The organism is Aestuariivivens marinum, from assembly GCF_022662175.1.
Taxonomy (GTDB): Bacteria; Bacteroidota; Bacteroidia; order Flavobacteriales; family Flavobacteriaceae; genus Aestuariivivens; species Aestuariivivens marinum.
Genome location: NZ_JAKMCR010000001.1, coordinates 237,461 through 258,092 on the forward strand (window position 1 = coordinate 237,461; position 20,632 = coordinate 258,092).

Genomic DNA, 20,632 nt, shown 5'->3' on the forward strand with positions numbered 1-20,632 from the left:
GTTTACTAAAAATATAAAACTAACCCCAAAGCATAGACAACGCTCCTTAAGAAAATCATATAAAAATTTAATCATATGAGCTAACATAAAATGATGGGATTTGCTTATGCGTATTTCATAAGTTCATCAAATAAAAAGCATATTTCATCAAGCAAGATAGTGAATCCGTAAAATAATAAAGAAATATGTTGGGCAAAACATTAATATTGGCACAACTAAAACCAAAATCTATGAAATTAAAATTACCACAGGCGTTACTTTTAATGGCTACCCTATTTTTTTTTACTAATTGTAAAAACGAAAAAAAAGATATTTCTTCAACTCAAATAGAAGAACAAGCTAAAGGAGAAGACAATGTCGCTTACCAATGGGCTTTTATGGCGCTTGAAGGTACCGCAGAAGATACCGATAGGTTTAAGCCTAGACCCACTATAACTTCAAGATTTCTAGGGTTAATTTTCACTTCGATGTTTGATGCTTGGACACGTTATGACGACAAGGCAACCGCAGTTTACCTTAAAAACGTTGCAAGACAATCTAAAGACAAAAGAAGTATTAAAAACAAAGAAATAGCGGTGAGCTATGCTGCCTACCGTGCTTTATGTGAATATTACTATACAGATAGTACCATGTTCATTAATAAAATGATAAAATTAGGTTTAGATCCTAATAACACCTCATTAGACCCCAATACCCCCGAAGGCATTGGCAACCTTGCCGCTAAAATGGTTATCGATGCCCGTAGGCATGATGGTTCAAACCAATATGGCGATGTGGAAGGCTCGGATGGACAGCCCTATTTTGATTACACTGGATATTCACCAGTTAATGATGTAGAGAACATGGTTGACCTCAACAGATGGCAGCCTAAATACTTTTCAGACGGTAAAGGTGGCAAATTTGCACCAGGTTGTTTAACACCCTATTGGCAAAAAGTAAAACCTCTTTTACTAGAGACAGCTGATCAATTTCGTCCTGGACCACCGCCTATGATTGGTTCAGAACAATTAAAAAAGGAGGTCAAAGAAGTTATAGACCTTCAGGCTAATTTAACTCCAGAGAATAAAGCTTTGGTTGAGTTTATGCGTGATGGCCCTAAATCGGTTCAACAAGCGGGACACTGGTTGAAATTTGCCCAAGATGTATCGAGAAGGGACATGCATACCCTTGATGAAGATGTAAAAATGTATTTTTTTGTAGAATCTGTAGCTATGGATGGTTTTATAGCTTGTTGGGACTCTAAAATGCATTACGATTTTGCCAGACCATATGCCTTGGTTCATGACTATTATCAAAATCAAATTATTGAAGCTTGGGGAGGCCCCGATAAGGGCATGATGAAAATGAAGGGGCAAGAATGGCGACCCTACTCCCCTGACACCTTTTTATGCCCCCCGTTCCCAAGTTATGTATCTGGACACAGTACCATAAGCGGTGGATGTGCTGAAGCGCTAAAACTATTTACTGGAGACGATACCTTTGGTGAGGAAGTAGAACTAATTCCTGGTGCACTTACCGAACCCAATAATTTAGGTGATCCGGTTGTCCTTAAGTTTCCAACATTTACCAAAACTGGTGAAATGGCTGGCATATCAAGAGTTATGGGTGGTTACCATATTCAGGCTGACAATATTGAAGGACTTAATTTAGGCCGTAATATAGCACAATACAATTACAAAAAATATCTCGAGCTCATAGGAGAAGCAAATAATGATAATTTAGTTAAATAGTGTAGTTTTAGTTAATAAGTTCGCCCCTCAATATTTAACATAAAATATTGAGGGGCAAACACAAAAAGTGTAAGTAATATGGGACGTTTCATTTCAAGAATAAATAAACATCGTTTATTAAGCATTAGCATAGGCATCATTTATGTGTGGTTTGGTTTACTAAAATTTTTTCCAGAATTAAGTCCGGCAGATGCCTTAGCCAAACAAACAATTACGTTTTTAACTATTGGACTAATTCCTGAGACTATTAGCATTTTAATGCTAGCCTTTATAGAGGTTACAATTGGTATATTTTTAATTTGTAATTTTCAAATTAAAAAAACCATAACGGCAGCCATTTTACATCTAATATTAACGTTTATTCCTGTATTGTTTTTCCCAGAAGTCTCATTTGCAGAAGTCCCATTAGTTCTAACACTTGTGGGACAGTATATTATTAAGAACATAGTAATTATTAGTGCTCTGTTATTTATTTATCCATTAGACAATTACAAGGCAAAGGCACTTTAATAATATCTTTTATTGATTGTAAAAGGAAGTGATTTTTTTAAAGAGGTTTTATCTTAATATTTCTATACCACACCTTATCACCATGATCTTGTAAACCTATGTGCCCTGTATGGTATTCTCCAAAACCTTCCCACCCTTTAAACTTGGAGTTTTCAACCATAGCATCCCATTGGCTTCCATATAGGGGAAAAGTTACAATTTGGGTTCCATTTAACCTTACAGAACCTTTGTTTCTTTTATAATTGACTTCTAAAATACATAAATTCCATTCACCAGCTGGCTTACACACATCATACATGGGTTGAACTAAATCGTACAAAGCTCCGGCTTGATGAAATTTAGGATTGGCTTTAGCGTCTGGATGGCGATCATTATCCAACACTTGTATTTCTGGCCCTGTTTGGTAGGGTTTCCCAAAATTTTCATCTTCAAAAATGCCCCAAAAAATACCACTATTGCCTCCTGCTGAGATTTTCCATTCCAACGACAAAACGAAATTGGTAAACTTTTGTTTTGTTATAATACTTTTACCTCCCTCTTCACTAGGTTTAAAAGCCATAGACCCTTCTTCAATAGCCCATTCTTTAGGCATACCTTCCTTTAAATAACCTCTCCAATTATCGTAGGATGTACCATCGAAAAGTATTATCCATTCCGAAGTATCATTTTCCAATCTTTTTTCTAGCCCTTCTTCATTAACAGTTTCATAACTATTTGTATTTATCACTTTTTTACAGGAAATCAACGACAAAAAACCAAATATTAGAATCATTATTTTATTCATATGTCTAAAATATTATTAAGTAGGTTTAAATACCCAATATGTTTTTAAGATCTTCTTTATCAATATCACCTCCTGCAAAATCATCAAAACTACGCTCTGCCGCCTCAATAATATGCTTTTGAATAAAAGGTGCTCCTTCTCGTGCCCCCTGGTGGGATGACTTTATACAACACTCCCATTCCATAACAGCCCAAACATTACATCCGTATTGTGTTAATTTTGAAAAAATACCTTTGAAATCAGTTTGACCATCACCTAAAGAACGGAAACGCCCCGCACGATCTTTCCAATCTGAATAACCTCCATAAACACCTTGTCTGCCAGTTGGATTAAACTCTGCATCCTTTACGTGGAATGCCTTAATACGCTCATGGTAATAATCAATGAATGTAAGATAATCCAATTGCTGTAACACAAAATGACTTGGGTCGTAAAGTATATTGACTCGACTATGGTTTCCAGTAGCTTCCAAAAACCTTTCGAACGTAGTACCATCATGTAAATCTTCACCAGGATGAAGCTCATAGCACAAATCTACACCTTGCTCATCAAAATGATTTAATATAGGCAACCAACGTTTAGCCAACTCATCAAATCCAATAGTTACCAAACCGTTGGGACGTTGTGGCCAAGGATAAATAGTATGCCATAACAAAGCTCCTGAAAATGTAGCATGAGCCTTTAAGCCCAACCTTCTACTAGCCGTTCCCGATTTTTTTACAAAATCTATGGCCCAATCTGTTCTGGCTTTTGGATTATTTCTTACAGCTTCTGGAGCAAAACCATCGAACATGACATTATAGGCAGGGTTAACGGCAACCAATTGTCCTTGTAAATGTGTGGACAATTCAGTTATTTCCAATCCATATGAATTCACTTTTCCTTTTAATTCATCACAATAGACCTGACTTTCAGCAGCCTTATCTATATCGATTAAATGAGTTTCCCAGGTAGGAATTTGAATGCCTTTATACCCCAAATCTGCAGCCCATTGACAAATACCATCTAAACTGTTGAATGGTGGTTCATTACCTACAAATTGTGCTAAAAAAACGGCAGGTCCTTTTATAGTCTTCATTTATTTTCTCTAAATATATCTTAATTTAATTTTGTCCAACTGGCATTATTTTTATCACTTTCCACAGAGGCGTAAATAAATTGCATCCCACGAACACCATCCTTTACCGTAGGGTAATCTGAGATTTCTACATTTTGATCATATAAAACGGCCAGTAAATGTGTTGCAAAATTTTTATAAATGGTAGCAAATGCCTCTAAATACCCTTCAGGGTGCCCTGCTGGAATTCTTGAAGCTTTAAGAGCTTCAGGATATAAATCGCTGCTTTGAGGTGTAAATGTTTTTTTAGAACTTCCTAACCAACGCGTTATAAGCTCATTAGGATTTTCCTGATGCCATTCCAAACTCCCTTTGTCACCATAAACCCTAATAGCTAAATTATTTTCCTCTCCCAAAGCCACTTGTGAAAAGGACATGGTGCCTTTTGCTCCATTATTCATACGTATTAACACATTACCATCATCATCCAATATCCTGCCATCTCCAAAACGCCCCAAGTCTGCCGCCAATTCATCTATCTTTAAACCTGTGATATATTCCACTAAATTTTCAGCATGCGTACCAATATCACCAAGTGCGCCTCCTATACCTGACTTTTTTGGATCGACACGCCAAGATGCTTGTTTATGATCGGTTTTTTCAAGAGCCGTAGATAACCAACCTTGCAAATACTGAACTTGTATTTTTCTAATAGTTCCCAAATCTCCTTGAGCCACCAAGGCCTTAGCCTGTTTCACCATGGGATGCCCCGTATAATTATGGGTTAAAGCAAATAATTTACCACTATGTTCTACAATTTTCTCTAATTCAAAAGCTTCATCCAGAGTTAAAGTCATAGGTTTGTCACAAACCACATGAAACCCATGTTCCAATGCCATTTTTGCAGGCGGAAAATGCATGTGATTAGGGGTCACAATAGCAACAAAATCCATTCTTTCATCTTCTGGAAGTTGTTTTTCTTTCAGAATCATCTCTTCAAAATCACCATAACATCGTTCTTCAGGAAGAAAAAGTGCTCTTCCAGATACTTTGGATTTTTCAGCATTACTACTAAAGGCACCACAAACCAATTCTATCATACCGTCAATGGAAGCCGCTTTTCTGTGTACATCTCCAATAAACGAACCTGTACCTCCACCAATCATTCCCATTCTTAATTTTCTTGACATATTTTTTTTAGAATTTTATGGTAACCTACACACGATCCACTTCCAATTTTTTTCGTTGGGTAAACAAAATTCCAAACAGAAGTATCAATGCTAATGGAAACAAAGCTATATTACCTAAGGTTTCTTGTCCAGCTAATAACTCAGCTTGCTCCAAAGCAGCTCCAGATTCCAAAGCCACCGCTTTAGCATTATCCAACCAAGAACCAATTACAGGTTGCCAGATACTAGTAGCAAACATACCTGCGCCTCCAATTAAAGACATGCCCAGCGCACCTGTTTTAGGAATGTACTCACTTACAAAACCAATCATAGTTGGCCAGAAATAGCATACGCCAATAGCAAATAGAATAGCGGCTACATATACCATACCTCCTGTTGCAGAACTCATCATAAAAATAGCTATTGTGGAAATTATGGCAGACATTAACAGGACTCCCGGTGGATTTAATTTATGGATAATAGGCCCGGCAAAATATCGGCCAACGGCCATTAGGCCAGTAACCATTGCTAAAATAAGCATAGGACTAGCTCCAGAATTACCCAATATCTTTTCAACCCATTGTTGGGTTCCCAATTCGGTAGTAGCCGTAAGCGTCATACAAACCACCATAAAAATGAATAATGGAGACAGAAGACTTTTTATATTTACTTTGGTGTCGGAAACAATATTTTCGTTTTTGGGGAATTTTTGCCCAAAGAATAAGATACCATAAAGCAAAGTGGGAATTAGCATAATGGCAATTTGTATTTGCCAGCCCATTTCAAAATCGGTCATAAACTTTGAAGCCAAAGCCCCTATAACGATTCCACCCGGAAACCATACATGGAACTTATTGAGCATGGTGGTACGATTATCGGTGTACATATCAGCAATAAGCGGGTTACAGGCTGCTTCTACGGATCCATTGGCAAAACCAATAAAAAAGGTTGAAATAAGCAAGCTCCAGAAGCCTCCGGCAAAAACCGTTAGCACCAATCCCAATATATGAGATACAAAAGCTATGACCATAAGCTTACGGGCACCTAACGAATTATACACAAGCCCACCAAATATCGTAGCAATTGGAAACCCTAAAAAGGCCATACTGTTGATCCAGCCCAACTCGGTATCCGATAATTGAAAGTCGTTTCCTAACTGACTTAAAATACCAGCCCTAATGGCAAATGTCATTGCAGTAACTATTAATGCAATACAGCTTGCAATAAAAAGTCTGTTCTTGTTTATATTATTCATTCTTTGTTTGTTTAGTTATTCTCCATTATATGTTTTGCAACTTTTCGAGCAATTTTTTAGTTGCTAGAACACCTTCTTTTTCACTTAAATTACTCCCTTCATACTCCACTCCAACATAACCCTTATAACCTGCCTCTTTAACAATTTTGAGCATTCGAGTATAATCTATATTGGTTTCATTACCTTCTTCATCAAAATCATACGATTTTGCACTTACGGCTTTAGCAAAAGGCATTAATTCTTCAACTCCTTTATATTTATCATAGGCTTCTTTACAATTATGGACACTTCCCTTGATACAAAAGTTACCAAAATCGGGAAGCGTTCCACAGTTGGGCATATTTACCTGCTTCATAACCGAAGCCAACCATTGACCATTAGAAGTATATCCCCCATGATTTTCAACAATAACATTGATGTTTTTAGTTTTTGCATATTCAGATAATTTTCCCAATCCTACAACAGCTTGAGCCATAACCTCATCATAACTACCGTCCCCATGAGCATTAACTCGGATTGAATGACATCCTAACGCTTCTGCTGCATCGACCCATTTTTTATGATTCTCAATAGCAATATTTTGTTCTTCTGCATTACTGGTGGCCAAATTACCTTCACCGTCAACCATTATCAAAAGATTTTTTACTCCATACTTTTTACTTTCTACCTTCATCTTATTAACGACCTCCTTAATTCCAATTTCCTCAACATCACTCTTGTATAATACGCTTACATATTCAATAGCCTCAAAACCTAAAGCATGAGCTTCTTTAGCAAAATCGAAAGGACTGATTTCCCCTTTTCCTATTTTTTTATGCAAAGACCATTGCGCTAAAGAAATTTTAAAAAAAGATTTGGATTCCATTTGTTTTAATGAATTGTTGACAGCTTCCTCTTTTTTCTTACCATCAGCACAGGAAACAACCGCTAGAAGCAAAATAACAGTTGTAGACGTTTTAAAAATTAATTTTTTAAGTTTCATACATATAATATTATACAAAAGAAACAACCATGGAAACCAAACAATATATCTTTTAGGTATCTGTATGTTACAGTTGTCTAATTTGAAATTAATTATTGTGAAATTATAAAATCAAATTACATTTCTTGTTTATTTTTATTCAGTGAAAGGATTTATACAAGTTTTTTGGTAAGAAATTTAAAAAGAAACCATTTCTTTAAACGGTATTTCTTTAAGGAAGAACTTATCCCGATACTCTATAGGTGTACATTTTTCGTGCTTTTTGAAAACAGTTGAAAAATACTGGCTGGTTGAAAAACCACAACTAAAGGCAATTTCGGCAATGCTTAAGTCTGGCATTTCCAATAAAAGCTTCTTAGACAACCCTACACGTTTAATCATCAAATAACGCATTGGAGTTAAGTTGGTTAAACGCTTACAGTGGTGCGTAAATCGTGTTAAACCTACACCTGCCGATTTTGCCATTTTACCAATTGTCCAATCATCAGAAAGGTTTTTGTCCAATTCATTCAAAAATAATTGCACACTTCTTGAGCTGTCAATAAGGCCTTCATTAAGTTTTACATCTTCAGAATCCAACAAATCCAAAATTGAAATCAACAAATAATTAATAAGCAATCTTATTCTTGATGCATTGCTCCCTTCAATATCAGTATTGACAACCTGACTTATCCGTTGAAAACAATCACGAATCCTATTGTCTGCTTTCCAATGTATTTTCTCATTTTGCCTCAAAATGGCTGTCAAACGCTCTAGATCGTTAGGCGCCAACATAATCCAATCTGGCCACACCCATTTTTGATGTGGTCTGCGTACTCCTAAATCCAATATCACCCAATAAAACTTACCCATTCCAATTTGAGGATTACCTACTTTATGAACCTCCCAAGGCCTAGTAATGGTGAGGCTATTAGGAGTCAACACCATATCTTGACCCTCTTGGGAATAGGGCATTGTACCCGACTCTAAAAAATGAATTTCAATACCTTCATTCCTGTGCCAATCCAACCCCCAATCTTGTGGTTCATTGGCATCCCAATAACCTATACTATTCAAACCTAATGTATCATCAGTCAACCTATCGCCAGGATAAGTATAACGGGCTAAAGCTTTAAATTTCAACTTCCTCCTTTTAACAGCATCCACCAAGGGCAAACACGTATCGGCATGATAAACCACTCCTTCTGCCTCAAAAGGCGTTATTTGTTGTATATTTATTTTCACTGAAAGATAATGAACATTAAATGTCTGCAAAATAATTATTTTTCCTGAATTTAAACATTCATTATCTTTCAATTAAATTTATTTATCCAAACAAATAGAACAATCTACATGCATCCATCCAATACAAATCCAACCGAAGATATTTTTGATGCCATTGTTGTGGGCACTGGAATTTCTGGCGGCTGGGCAGCTAAAGAACTTTGTGAAAAAGGGCTAAAAACCCTTGTGCTTGAACGTGGCAAAATGATTAAACACATTGAAGATTATCATACTGCCTATTTAGATCCTTGGGATTTACCCAATGGAGGTGCCCCTACAAGGGAACAATTAATACGCAAACACAAACAAAACAGGTCTGGCATCTACATTATGTATACCGCCCAACAACATTATTTCGTTGACGACCTAAAACACCCCTATAATGAAGACCGACGCTTTGATTGGATTAGGGGTTATCATGTAGGTGGTCGTTCCATTATGTGGGGTAGGCAAAGTTACAGATTGAGCGACATTGACTTTGAAGCTAATAAAAAGGATGGTCACGGTGTAGATTGGCCAATTCGATATAAAGATATTGCCTCATGGTATAGTTATGTTGAAAATCACATTGGCGTAAGTGGAGAAAAATTGGGTTTGCCCCAATTGCCTGATGGCGAATTTCTCAAACCCATGGCTTTAAACTGCGTAGAAGAACATTTAAAGACCAAGATTGCCGAACATTTTGACGACCGCATACTTACCATAGGCAGGAACGCCCATATAACAGAGGGCACTAAACCTGGATTAGGAAGAAGTACCTGCCAATACCGAAACAGATGCATGAGAGGCTGCCCCTATGGCGCCTATTTTAGCAGTAATTCGTCGACACTCCCTATGGCAGAGGCCACTGGAAATATGACATTGAGACCCCACTCAATAGTTAGCGAAGTTATTTACGATGAACAACTTCAAAAAGCTACCGGTGTTAAAGTGATTGATGCCGAAACTAAAGAAACACATGTATTTAAGGCTAAAATGGTTTTCTTATGTGCTTCGGCAATCGCATCAGCAGCTATTCTCTTACAATCAAAGTCCAAACGCTTCCCTAATGGTTTAGGTAACGACAGTGGTGAATTAGGACATAATATCATGGACCATCATTTTAAAATTGGCGCAAGGGCCACTGTAAAGGGTTTTAACGACAAATATTATAAAGGCAGGCGCCCTAGCGGTATTTATATACCCCGATTCAGGAATCTGGGTGGCAAGACCGATTCGCCCAACTTTTTACGCGGTTATGGTTATCAAGGCGGTGCCTCTAGAGAGCGTTTTAGCGAATTGGTATCTGAACTTAAGTATGGCTCTCAATTAAAAGAAGAATTATTAAAACCTGGTGAATGGTCTGTTGGATTAACCGGATTTGGTGAAACTCTTCCAAACCACAATAACAGAATGTACCTTGATTATGAAAAGAAAGACGAATGGGGGTTACCTACCGTTACTTTTGATGCCGATTTTGGGGAAAACGAATTGGCAATGCGAGAAGACATGAAACTCCAAGCCATTGAAATATTAAAAGCAGCTGGTTTTGAAAATGTGCAAGGCTACGATCTTACTGATAGCAGAGCCATGGGGCTTGGCATTCATGAAATGGGTACAGCACGAATGGGACATGATCCAAAAACATCTGTATTAAATAAACACAATCAAATTCATGCATGTAAAAATGTATTTGTTACCGATGGTGCTTTTATGACATCATCAGGATGCCAAAATCCTTCCTTAACCTATATGGCCTTTACCGCCAGGGCAGCAAATTATGCCGTTGAAGAACTTAAAAAATCCAATATTTAACAAACATCATCTTATGAAACGGAGAGACGCATTAAAAAACATAGGTTTAACTACTGCCTTTTTTACGGTAACACCTTCTGTAATTAGTTTATTGCAAAGTTGTACCGCTGAAACCAAAACTTGGATTCCAGATTTTTTTAGTAAAGAAGAAGGTGTTGTTTTATCAAATTTAGTCGATGTGATTTTACCCAAAACCCAGGACCTACCTTCTGCTTCAGAACTTAATATCCCCCAATTTATAGACAAATATGCATACGAGGTTTTCGACGAAGATATGCAGGCACGGTATAAATCTGCTTTTGGAAACATAATAGCTTTACTAAAACCTAATACGTCTCACACCATAGAAAAAGTAACATCCGAAAACTACAAAACCCTTTTAGACAAACACCTAATAATTAAAGGTGAAATTGATGAAGAACGGAAAGCTAATCCTGAAACCTTGGCACTAACAAAATCCGAATTATTAAACGACATCAAGTGGATGACTATAAATGCCTATAAAACATCCCAATATATTGGTGAAAATGTATTGGCATACGATCCTATACCCGGTGCTTATTACTGTGGAGACTTAAATGAATTAACTGGTGGAAAATCATGGTCAGTTTATAAATAACCATTTATAAATAACCATGAAACATTTAGTATAAATGAAACGAACATTAACAAATTTTAATATTTACTTTACACAAGGCAATGTTTAAAATTTATTAATGTGTGTCCGCCCGCCCGAAACGAACGTGTTATAGAATGTAGGCAAGTAGAGATTGTCCCTATTTCTTCTGTGAGTCTTAAATTTTGTTATTAATTTAATACACTCAATTATTAATATTTAAACGAATGAAAAATTACCTTATTCTTTTTATCTGCTTGATGACTTTAACCAATTGTCAAAACAAGAAAAAATGGAAACCTCTGTTTAATGGGAAGGATCTAAACGATTGGGTTATTAAAATTAAGGGGCATCCGCTTGGTGAAAATTACAAAAACACTTTCATTGTTGAAGATGGAGCTATTAAAGTTAACTATAAAGAATATGACTCCTTCAATAGTGCTTTTGGGCACATTTACTACAAAACACCTTTTAGCAACTACAAATTTAGAATGCAATACCGTTTTACCGGAGAACAATTAAAAGGTGGTGCAGGTTGGGCAACTAGAAATAGTGGTATTATGGTACACTGCGAAGATCCAAAAAACATAGGTTTAAACCAGAATTTCCCGGTTTCAATTGAAGTTCAGCTTCTTGGAGGTCTAGACAATGGGGAACGTTCCACAGGTAATTTATGTACACCAGGTACCCATGTTGTTATAAACAACGAACTATATACCCCCCACTGTATCAATTCATCATCAAAAACATATAATGGAAACCAATGGGTAAATGTTGAAATTGAAGTAAGAAACGATTCCATTATCAAGCATTTTATAAATGGCGATAATGTCCTTACTTATTATAAACCTCAAATTGGAGGGCCTGTAGATTACAATAACGATTTATGGGAAAGTAAAACGGGTACACCACTAAAAAAAGGATTTATTTCATTACAAAGTGAGAGTCATCCTGTTGAATTTAAAAATATTGAGATTTTAGAACTATAAATAATAATGAACTCATTTTGTATTAAATTAAGTTTTCTGTTTTTTATTTTTTATCAGGTTAGCTCTGTCCAATCACAAAATTTCGAAGATTATTCACAAACAGTAAATGGAGAAAACATTACCATAGACCTAGTAGCAGTAAAAGGAGGCAGCTTTCAGATGGGCAATAACAATGGTAAAGAAGATGAAAAACCAGTCCATGAAGTTACCATAAATGATTTTTGGATTGGCAAATACGAAATCACATGGGACCAATATGATGCCTTTGTTTTTGGTGAATTTGGTCCAGAACAATTTAAGAGTAAAGACAAATTAAAAGATTTAGGAATCGATGCCGTTACCGGGGCAACCCCTCCTTATGTTGATATGAGCTTTAATATGGGAAAAGGCAGTTCTCCTGCTGTAAACATGACCCAATACGCAGCTTTAATGTATTGCAAATGGCTCACTTCAAAAACTGGAATATTTTATCGATTACCAACAGAAGCTGAATGGGAATACGTTTGCAAAAAAGGTAATACTAAAAAAGACTCCCTAAATGATATTAGTTGGTATGCTGAGAACAGTAGCGAAAAATATAAAAAAACAGGTACTAAGGAAGCCAACGATTTAGGCATCTATGATTTATTGGGTAATGTATCAGAATGGGTTTTAGATCAATACGATACAGATTATTATAAGAATTCACCTAAATCAAACCCTTGGAACAAGCCTACCAAACTATATCCACGTGTGTTACGCGGTGGATCTTGGAAAGACACTGCAGACAAACTATGCTGTTCTTCAAGACAAACTTCAAATCCAAAGTGGAAACGCAGGGATCCTCAAATACCAAAAAGTAATTGGTGGCATACCGATGCCCCTTTTATTGGTTTTAGGGTAGTTAGGCCCAGAGTTCTCCCTTCAAAAGAAGACATAAAAGCATATTGGCTTAAAGCATTTACAGATTTTTAGCCTTCACCAATTAAAAACTACTTGTATGAAACAAAAAAAAATATCTAGACGGCATTTTGTAAAAGAATCCTCATTGGCAACAGGCGGTATTTTATTAAGCTCTTCGTTATTTGGTTCTCCCACTTCATCATTTAAAAAGGAAAAAACACTAAAATTGGCTCTTGTGGGTTGTGGAGGTCGCGGTACTGGAGCTGTAGTCCAAGCTCTTAAAGCAGACAACAATGTGAAATTGACAGCTTTGGCCGATGCTTTCGAAGATCAAATTGAAAAAGCGTATACCAACTTATCCTCTTTATTTGGCACTAGCCGTATTGAAGTAAAGCCGAGTATGAAATTTGCAGGTTTTGGATCTTACAAAAAAGCCATAGACGAAGCCGATGTAGTTATTTTAACAACGCCTCCCGGATTTAGGCCTCAACATTTTGAATATGCCATAGAACAAGGCAAACATGTATTTATGGAAAAACCTGTCGCTACTGATGTAGCAGGCATAAAAAAAGTACTCGAAGCTGCTAAACTAGCTAAGCAAAAAAAACTAAATGTTGTTGTGGGTTTACAAAGACGTTACCAAGCTGAATATTTAGAGTTAAACAAACGTATAAAAAATGGCGAATTGGGAAAAATTATTTCCGGACAAATTTATTGGAACGGTGCCGGTGTATGGGTACGCCCAAGAACAGCTTCCATGACTGAAATGGAATACCAAATGCGAAATTGGTACTACTTTAACTGGCTTTGTGGAGACCATATTTTAGAACAGCACATTCACAACATAGATGTTGCCAATTGGTTTATTGGTGAACATCCCATTAAAGCTCAAGGTATGGGCGGTAGGGAGGTAAGGAAAGGAAAGGATCACGGACAAATATTCGATCATCACTTTGTAGAATTTACCTATCCTAGTGGCACAATTATTTCCAGCCAATGCAGGCATCAACCAGGATGCTTTAGTCAGGTAGCTGAGACCTTCCAGGGCACACAGGGCACCTCTTATACAGGAGGTGGCAATACAGCCATTTTGAAATCTTATTCAGGGAACAACATATACAAACATGATGGTGAAAATGACAGAAACCCATACCAAGTAGAACACGACCGCCTTTTTGCTGCCATAAGAAGTAGAGAAGAAGTGATTAATGATACTGAGATTGGAGTTGAAAGTACAATGACCGCAATTATGGGGCGTATGGCTACATATTCTGGTAAAGAGATTACTTGGGATGCTGCAATGGATTCTAATTTAGGGCTAGTACCCAATGAAGATCTCTTAGATTTCAACTCGCTTCCACCGGTAGTTCCAAACGAACATGGTGAATATCCTATACCTGTGCCTGGACAAACCTCATATTTTTAAAATTTACTAAACGTGAAAAGAAGAGATTTTATAAAAAAATCAACAGCCACAGCCTCTGCATTGAGTATTGGTGTTACCGGCTTACATGCTTTACAAAATTCAAAAAACACAGTCTCAAAACATAAATTTAAGCTGAAATATGCCCCACATCTGGGCATGTTTAAAACCCACGCAGGTGACGACCCTATAGATCAACTACATTTTATAGCAGACCAGGGATTTACAGCTTTTGAAGACAATGGCATAAAAAATCGCCCTATAGATATTCAGAAGAAAATGGCCAAAACCATGGCGAGCAGAAAAATTACCATGGGTGTTTTTGTAGCTCATAAAATCTATTGGAAAGAGCCTAATCTAGCTAGTGGCAACCAAATCAAACGTCAGGAATTTTTAAACCAAATTAAATCTTCAATTGAGGTGGCCAAACGCGTCAATGCGAAATGGATGACGGTTGTTCCCGGTCATGTGGATTTAAGTCAAAATAAAGATTACCAAACAACCCATGTTATTGAGTCCTTAAAACAAGCTTCAGCTATTTTAGAACCCCACAACCTAACTATGGTATTGGAACCTCTAAATTATAGAAACCACCCAGGATTATTCTTAACTGGATCACTACAAGCATACCAAATTTGCAAAGCTGTAGATTCTCCTGCTTGTAAAATACTCTTCGATATTTACCATCAACAAATTCAGGAAGGAAATTTAATCCCGAATATTGATACTTGCTGGGATGAAATTGCCTATTTTCAAATTGGTGACAATCCTGGCCGCAATGAACCCACAACTGGTGAGATTAATTATAAAAATGTTTTTAAATTTATCCATAATAAAGGCTACAATGGTATTTTAGGTATGGAGCATGGCAATTCCATCAACGGTAAAGAAGGCGAAATAAAGGTCATTGAAGCATACAAGGCTTCAGATAATTTCTAAAAATAGTTCTAAATAATGAAAAAAAACAATACCCCAAACAGCAGAAGATCTTTTATAAAAAATACCACATTAACTGGTATAGGTATTAGTATAATACCAAGACATGTAATGGGAAAGGGTTTTGTACCCCCCAGTGACAAATTAAATATTGCGGTAGTAGGCGGTGGTGGCAAAGGCTATTCTGATGCATTAAACGTATGGAACAAAGGCACATCAAACCTTGTCGCTATTTGTGATGTGGATTGGAATCAATCCAAAAGATTAATGGAAAAATTTCCAAATGCGACCAAATATAAAGATTTTAGAAAGTTATTTGATTACCAAAAGGATATTGATGCCGTAACAATCTCTACGCCAGACCATACTCATGCTGTCATTGCTATGTCTGCCATTAAATCTGGTAAACATGTATACGTTCAAAAACCGCTCACCCATAGTATTCATGAAGCTAGAGTACTTACAGAAGCCGCCAACAAACATAAAGTTGTTACCCAAATGGGCAATCAAGGAGCTTCAGGAGGAGGCGTCAAACAAATGATTAAATGGTTTGACGAAGGCATCATTGGTAATGTAAGCAAAGTACATGTTTGGACCAACAGGCCCGTATGGCCGCAAGGCATTGCTACACCAACCGAAAAACCAGCTTTATTAGATGGTTTGGATTGGGATACTTGGATTGGTCCAGCTCAATGGGTAGATTATCATCCCCTATACCATCCTTTTAAATGGCGTGGTTGGTGGAATTTTGGTACAGGTGCATTAGGAGATATGGGTTGTCATTTAATGGACCCCCCATATAGGGTTTTAGGTCTAGGCTATCCTACCGAAGTTGAAAGCAGTGTTGGCGCTATTTTTAAAAGAGACTGGTCACCAGAATATCTACCCGATTCCTGTCCGCCCTCTTCAAGAATACAATTAAAGTTTCCTGCATCAGCTAAAAATAAATCAGAAGTAACATTAACATGGACTGATGGAGGATTACGTCCCTTCCATCCCGATTTAATCCCAGCAGACCATCCTGTTGGTGGCAACGATAGTGCCAATGGTGTTATCATGATTGGAGAAAAAGGCATCATGACTTGTGATGTTTACGGCAGGATACCAAAAGTATATTTAAATAATGGGGACTTGTTAACTTTTGACGATTTAGAAAAGAATACTCTTCCAGAACATGGGCACCATGTGGCTTGGGTTGAAGCCTGTAAAGAAGGATTTGGCAAGGCAAAACATGAAGCCTTGACTTCTTCATTTGATTACGCTGGGCCTTTAACGGAAAGTATTTTAATGGGCAATCTTGCCATTAGAAGCTATAACTTAAGGACCCCTAAGGGTAATGGATTTGAATATTCCGGTAGAAAAAAACTGTTATGGGATGGTGAAAATATGAAAATTACTAATTTTGATGAAGCCAATCAATTTGTAAAAAGGGAATACCGAGAAGGTTGGACCTTGTAAAACCTAACAATAATTTTAAAAAAAACAATCAACTATCTTTTATGTGCAATCTTTGTCATGTTTACGATTTTAAAACTTAATGACCCTTAGGGTTAGATAGGTTTATCATCTATTTTATTATTACACCAATATGCCTATTTCAAAATCATTTTTAAACTAACGCTCAGCTAAAACACAAAATAGTTTATAGTACCGATTTAAAGACCAGCGAACCAAATATATAAATATAAACACACTTTTATATGCAGTCTCATTCAATTAAAAAATACAAAAAAATCCAGGGCCACAGGACCCTGGATTTTACTTTTACGATATGATGTTAATTATTCGACAATAAATTTTCCTTTCATCATGCCATAATGACCCGGAAAACTACACAAAAAATCATACTCACCAGATTCGGGAGCATCAAACTCAACAACTGTAGTTTCACCTCCTCCAATTAACTTGGTATAAGCAATCACATCATCTTTTGCCTCGACAGGAATATAACCAGTATCTTTAGCACTAGCTGCTTTAATACCAAAAGCCATTAAATCAACTCCTTGTTTTAGCAGCACAAAATTATGCCCCATAACATTTTTATCCAATTGACCCGTGTGCCTTAGAGTTAGCTTTACTTTTTTACCTGCTCCTACCTTTATCTCTGTCTTATCAAACTTCATCATGTCATTCCCAGAAATGACCACATTAGCAACATTTTCATCAACCTTTTTATTTGGTTCACTTTCTTTTTTTTCATAAGAGAACCCGTCCTTTTTCTTTTCTTCTTTTCCCCCACAACCTATTAAAAGGATAAAGGAAAAAATAGATACGATTGCATACTTTAGTAAATTCATTTTAACATTTAATATTTTATAGTTGTTAACCTAATTTTAGCTCGGCAATATAAGTATATAAACCTATACACTTGTTCATTATTGTTCACTGAAAAAAATTATAACTACAAAATAATAAGGGTTTCATTATAAAATATAATCGGTACTAATAAAGTTAGAAGTTTTCTTTTCCAATAATTCCTTTAAAATAGCCCTATTGTAATCATTATCTTTAGAAGCCACAAAGGTACGTATTGAAAAAGATCGCAAGGCATCGTGCACACTTAGGGTTCCGAAAGCAGAATCCTTTCTTCCTGTAAATGGATACACATCTGGCCCACGCTGACAGGAACTGTTCAAATTTACACGACAAACCAAATTAACCAAGGTATCGATTAAAGGCGAAAGGGTATGGATGTTTTTACCGAACAAACTCACTTGTTGCCCATAGTTAGATTCAGCCATGTCATCCAAAGGTTCATTAATATCGGAAAAAGAAACAATTGGAACAACGGGACCAAATTGTTCTTCCTTGTACACTCGCATTTCCTTGGTTACTGGATATAATACGGCTGGAAAAATAAAATTTTCATTAGTTTCACCACCTTTTTTGTTTAAAACCTCAGCCTCCTTTTCCAGTGCATCATCAATCAATTCCTGGATATAAGCAGGCTTATCTTTTTCTGGAAGTGGTGTTAATGCAGCTCCTGATTCCCATGGATTAGCAAATTTAAGTTGATCGACCTTGTACGCAAACCGTCTATTAAATTCTTCAACTACAGATTCGTGCACATATAATACCTTAAGTGCCGTACAACGTTGCCCGTTAAAAGACAAAGCTCCAGTGATGCATTCTTCAACAGCTAAATCCAAATCGGCATCTGGTAATACTATGGCCGGATTCTTGGCTTCTAAGCCTAGTACCATACGTAATCTATTACCTTTTGGATGAACAGCTTGCAAAGCATTTGCCGATATACTATTTCCAATTAAAGCAAGTACATCAATTTTGCCCGTCTGCATTATAGGTGTTGCCAAAACACGCCCTCGGCCATAAACAATATTCACAACCCCCTTGGGAAAGCTACTTTGAAAGGCTTCCATCAGTGGTGAAATTAGCAACACCCCTAGTTTAGCAGGCTTAAAGATTACCGTATTCCCCATAATCAAAGCAGGGATGAGTAAGGTAAAGGTTTCATTAAGCGGATAGTTATAAGGGCCAAGGCAAAGCACAACGCCTAAAGGCCCCCGACGTATATGCGCATAAACACCCGAATGTTTTTCAAACTTTGCCGAATCCCTGTCTATTTGTTTGTAAGCCTCTATAGTATCGTATATATAATCTACCGTTCTATCGAACTCTTTTTCAGAATCTGGTAGGTTTTTACCAATCTCCCACATTAAAAGCTTAACTACTTCGTCCCGCTTGGTCTTCATTTGTTTTACGAATTTTACCATACAGGAAATCCTATCAGCAACCTTCATGGTTGGCCAAAGGCCTTGGCCTTTGTTATAAGCCGAAGTTGCTGAATCTAATGCTTCTAAAGCTTCTTTTTCTCCCAATTCGGGTATGGAACCTAAAAGCGTTGGTTTATATTCTTGAGTAGAAGAAATCGTAGATAAAACTTTAGTTGTATTTCCTTTCCACTGTTTTAATTCTCCGTCCACCAAATAAGTCGTTTGATGGCGAAGTGATTTTATTTTGTATTCCTCAGGAATTTCAATAAAAGGCGTTTTCATGTTTTTGTAGTTTTAAGTAGTAGTATAACTTTGGTAAGATTAAAATGTGTTTTGCAAGTACTAAGATATCTATATTTTGACTGAACCCCCTTATTATCAGAGAACTAATCCAAAAGAAATTCTAAATTTTCAACACTTCAATCACTTGCTCATAAATAATTTAAGACGCAATCGTTTTCGGTTATTAATTTTATTTCGAATTATTTATCAAAGCGTATGGTTTTATCATTTTTGTTATGCTGAAATCAAAAATTATCTATTTCATATATAAAAGTTCAATCTATCCCGTCACAAAACCTTTCGATTTATTATATTTAGCAACTTTTGAATTTTTATCTATGAAATGCCATTAACAAAAGTTGCAAACCAACCGATAATGATAATTAGGGCATTCCATCTGACAATTAAAAACAAATAATATTAACAGATGAAATATTTAATTACTGCATTAGCTATTACAACAGTTTTAATATCCTGTAAAGAAGAAAAAAAATCGGAACAACTTACTCTAGAAGCCACCCAAGAAAATCAAGCAGACAATACCGATTGGATTTATCTATTTGACGGTACTAGCCTAGAGGGCTGGCGTGCATACAACGAGGAGGCCTTACCTCCAGGTTGGACTATAGAAGACAATGTTCTAACATTTAATACAGAACTTGGCCTAGAGCAGAATTACACCGGTGGAAAGGATATTATTTATGCTGCTGAAGAATTTGATAATTTTGAGCTTCACGTGGAATGGAAACTTCCACCAGGCGGTAACAGTGGTATTTTTTACCATGTTAAAGAAGGCCATAAATCTTTACCAGAGACTTCTCCTGAATACCAACTTATTGATGATTTAGGTTATGCTAAAATTCACGACCTTACCGAATACAACCTAAGTTTAGGTTATACTGAAAATCCCGAAGAGTTAAAACCGTTACAAAAAACAGGATCGGATTACGCCATGCACCCCGCCGATCAGTCGCAAAAAGTACTTAACCCCATTGGAGAATGGAATACCTCTAGAATTATTTTTACACCAGAAAAAGTTGAGCATTGGCTTAATGGAAAAAAATTATTAGAATTTGTACCTTGGGATGAAGCTTGGCATGAAAAAAAGAATTCCGATAAGTGGAAAAACAGCCCAGATTATGGAAAATATAAAACGGGGTATATTGGGCTACAAGACCATGCCAGTTCCATTTGGTTTAGAAACATTAAAATTAAAAAACTATAGC

At 36.6% G+C, this 20,632-nt stretch carries 18 protein-coding genes; 10 read left to right on the forward strand and 8 right to left on the reverse strand.

Annotated features, from left to right (window positions below; translation table 11 throughout):
- The first annotated feature begins 230 nt into the window (after positions 1-230).
- Positions 231-1,730: a vanadium-dependent haloperoxidase gene (locus MR053_RS01000; protein WP_242130661.1), complete on the forward strand. Its 1,500-nt coding sequence runs from the start codon at positions 231-233 to the stop codon at positions 1,728-1,730.
- Between the two features lie 78 nt (positions 1,731-1,808).
- On the forward strand, positions 1,809-2,240 hold the full coding sequence (locus MR053_RS01005) for a doxx family protein (RefSeq protein WP_242130662.1): 432 nt from the start codon (positions 1,809-1,811) through the stop codon (positions 2,238-2,240).
- Between the two features lie 37 nt (positions 2,241-2,277).
- Here the strand turns inward: MR053_RS01005 and MR053_RS01010 are convergent, their stop codons facing one another.
- From MR053_RS01010 to MR053_RS13980, 6 genes are all read right to left on the reverse strand, one after another.
- Positions 2,278-3,012: a 3-keto-disaccharide hydrolase gene (locus tag MR053_RS01010; protein ID WP_242130663.1), complete on the reverse strand. Its 735-nt coding sequence runs from the start codon at positions 3,010-3,012 to the stop codon at positions 2,278-2,280.
- Positions 3,013-3,049: 37 nt separating this feature from the next.
- The gene (locus MR053_RS01015) at positions 3,050-4,102 is read right to left on the reverse strand and encodes a sugar phosphate isomerase/epimerase family protein (protein WP_242130664.1); all 1,053 of its coding nucleotides are present in this window, start codon (positions 4,100-4,102) and stop codon (positions 3,050-3,052) included.
- 20 nt (positions 4,103-4,122) lie between these two features.
- Positions 4,123-5,271, reverse strand: coding sequence for a Gfo/Idh/MocA family protein (locus MR053_RS01020; RefSeq protein WP_242130665.1), 1,149 nt, complete (start codon positions 5,269-5,271; stop codon positions 4,123-4,125).
- Positions 5,272-5,296: 25 nt separating this feature from the next.
- Entirely contained in the window at positions 5,297-6,505 is a 1,209-nt protein-coding gene (locus MR053_RS01025; RefSeq protein WP_242130666.1) for an MFS transporter, read from the reverse strand.
- A 25-nt stretch (positions 6,506-6,530) separates the two neighbouring features.
- A complete protein-coding gene (locus tag MR053_RS01030; protein ID WP_242130667.1) occupies positions 6,531-7,487 on the reverse strand; it encodes a sugar phosphate isomerase/epimerase family protein in 957 nt (318 codons plus the stop codon).
- 177 nt (positions 7,488-7,664) lie between these two features.
- Positions 7,665-8,711 carry an AraC family transcriptional regulator gene (locus MR053_RS13980; protein WP_242130668.1) on the reverse strand — a complete coding sequence of 349 codons (1,047 nt, stop codon included), beginning with the start codon at positions 8,709-8,711 and terminating at the stop codon, positions 7,665-7,667.
- Positions 8,712-8,819: 108 nt separating this feature from the next.
- Between MR053_RS13980 and MR053_RS01040 the strand changes: the two genes are divergently transcribed.
- From MR053_RS01040 to MR053_RS01070, 7 genes are all read left to right on the forward strand, one after another.
- On the forward strand, positions 8,820-10,544 hold the full coding sequence (locus MR053_RS01040; RefSeq protein WP_242130669.1) for a GMC oxidoreductase: 1,725 nt from the start codon (positions 8,820-8,822) through the stop codon (positions 10,542-10,544).
- A 13-nt stretch (positions 10,545-10,557) separates the two neighbouring features.
- Positions 10,558-11,163 (forward strand): gluconate 2-dehydrogenase subunit 3 family protein, encoded by a 606-nt coding sequence (locus MR053_RS01045; RefSeq protein WP_242130670.1) that lies wholly within the window; start codon positions 10,558-10,560, stop codon positions 11,161-11,163.
- Positions 11,164-11,387: 224 nt separating this feature from the next.
- Positions 11,388-12,149, forward strand: coding sequence for a 3-keto-disaccharide hydrolase (locus MR053_RS01050; protein WP_242130671.1), 762 nt, complete (start codon positions 11,388-11,390; stop codon positions 12,147-12,149).
- A 6-nt stretch (positions 12,150-12,155) separates the two neighbouring features.
- Positions 12,156-13,103 (forward strand): formylglycine-generating enzyme family protein, encoded by a 948-nt coding sequence (locus MR053_RS01055; RefSeq protein ID WP_242130672.1) that lies wholly within the window; start codon positions 12,156-12,158, stop codon positions 13,101-13,103.
- Between the two features lie 25 nt (positions 13,104-13,128).
- On the forward strand, positions 13,129-14,457 hold the full coding sequence (locus MR053_RS01060; RefSeq protein ID WP_242130673.1) for a Gfo/Idh/MocA family protein: 1,329 nt from the start codon (positions 13,129-13,131) through the stop codon (positions 14,455-14,457).
- A 12-nt stretch (positions 14,458-14,469) separates the two neighbouring features.
- Entirely contained in the window at positions 14,470-15,393 is a 924-nt protein-coding gene (locus MR053_RS01065) for a hydroxypyruvate isomerase family protein (RefSeq protein ID WP_242130674.1), read from the forward strand.
- 15 nt (positions 15,394-15,408) lie between these two features.
- Positions 15,409-16,848 carry a Gfo/Idh/MocA family protein gene (locus MR053_RS01070; protein ID WP_242130675.1) on the forward strand — a complete coding sequence of 480 codons (1,440 nt, stop codon included), beginning with the start codon at positions 15,409-15,411 and terminating at the stop codon, positions 16,846-16,848.
- Between the two features lie 323 nt (positions 16,849-17,171).
- Here MR053_RS01070 and azu read toward each other — a convergent pair whose 3' ends face one another.
- Positions 17,172-17,687: an azurin gene (azu, locus tag MR053_RS01075; RefSeq protein WP_242130676.1), complete on the reverse strand. Its 516-nt coding sequence runs from the start codon at positions 17,685-17,687 to the stop codon at positions 17,172-17,174.
- Between the two features lie 126 nt (positions 17,688-17,813).
- Entirely contained in the window at positions 17,814-19,406 is a 1,593-nt protein-coding gene (locus MR053_RS01080) for an NADP-dependent glyceraldehyde-3-phosphate dehydrogenase (RefSeq protein ID WP_242130677.1), read from the reverse strand.
- A 427-nt stretch (positions 19,407-19,833) separates the two neighbouring features.
- On the opposite strand from MR053_RS01080, the gene MR053_RS01085 reads away from it, so the two are divergent.
- On the forward strand, positions 19,834-20,631 hold the full coding sequence (locus tag MR053_RS01085) for a 3-keto-disaccharide hydrolase (protein ID WP_242130678.1): 798 nt from the start codon (positions 19,834-19,836) through the stop codon (positions 20,629-20,631).
- Position 20,632: the final 1 nt, after the last annotated feature.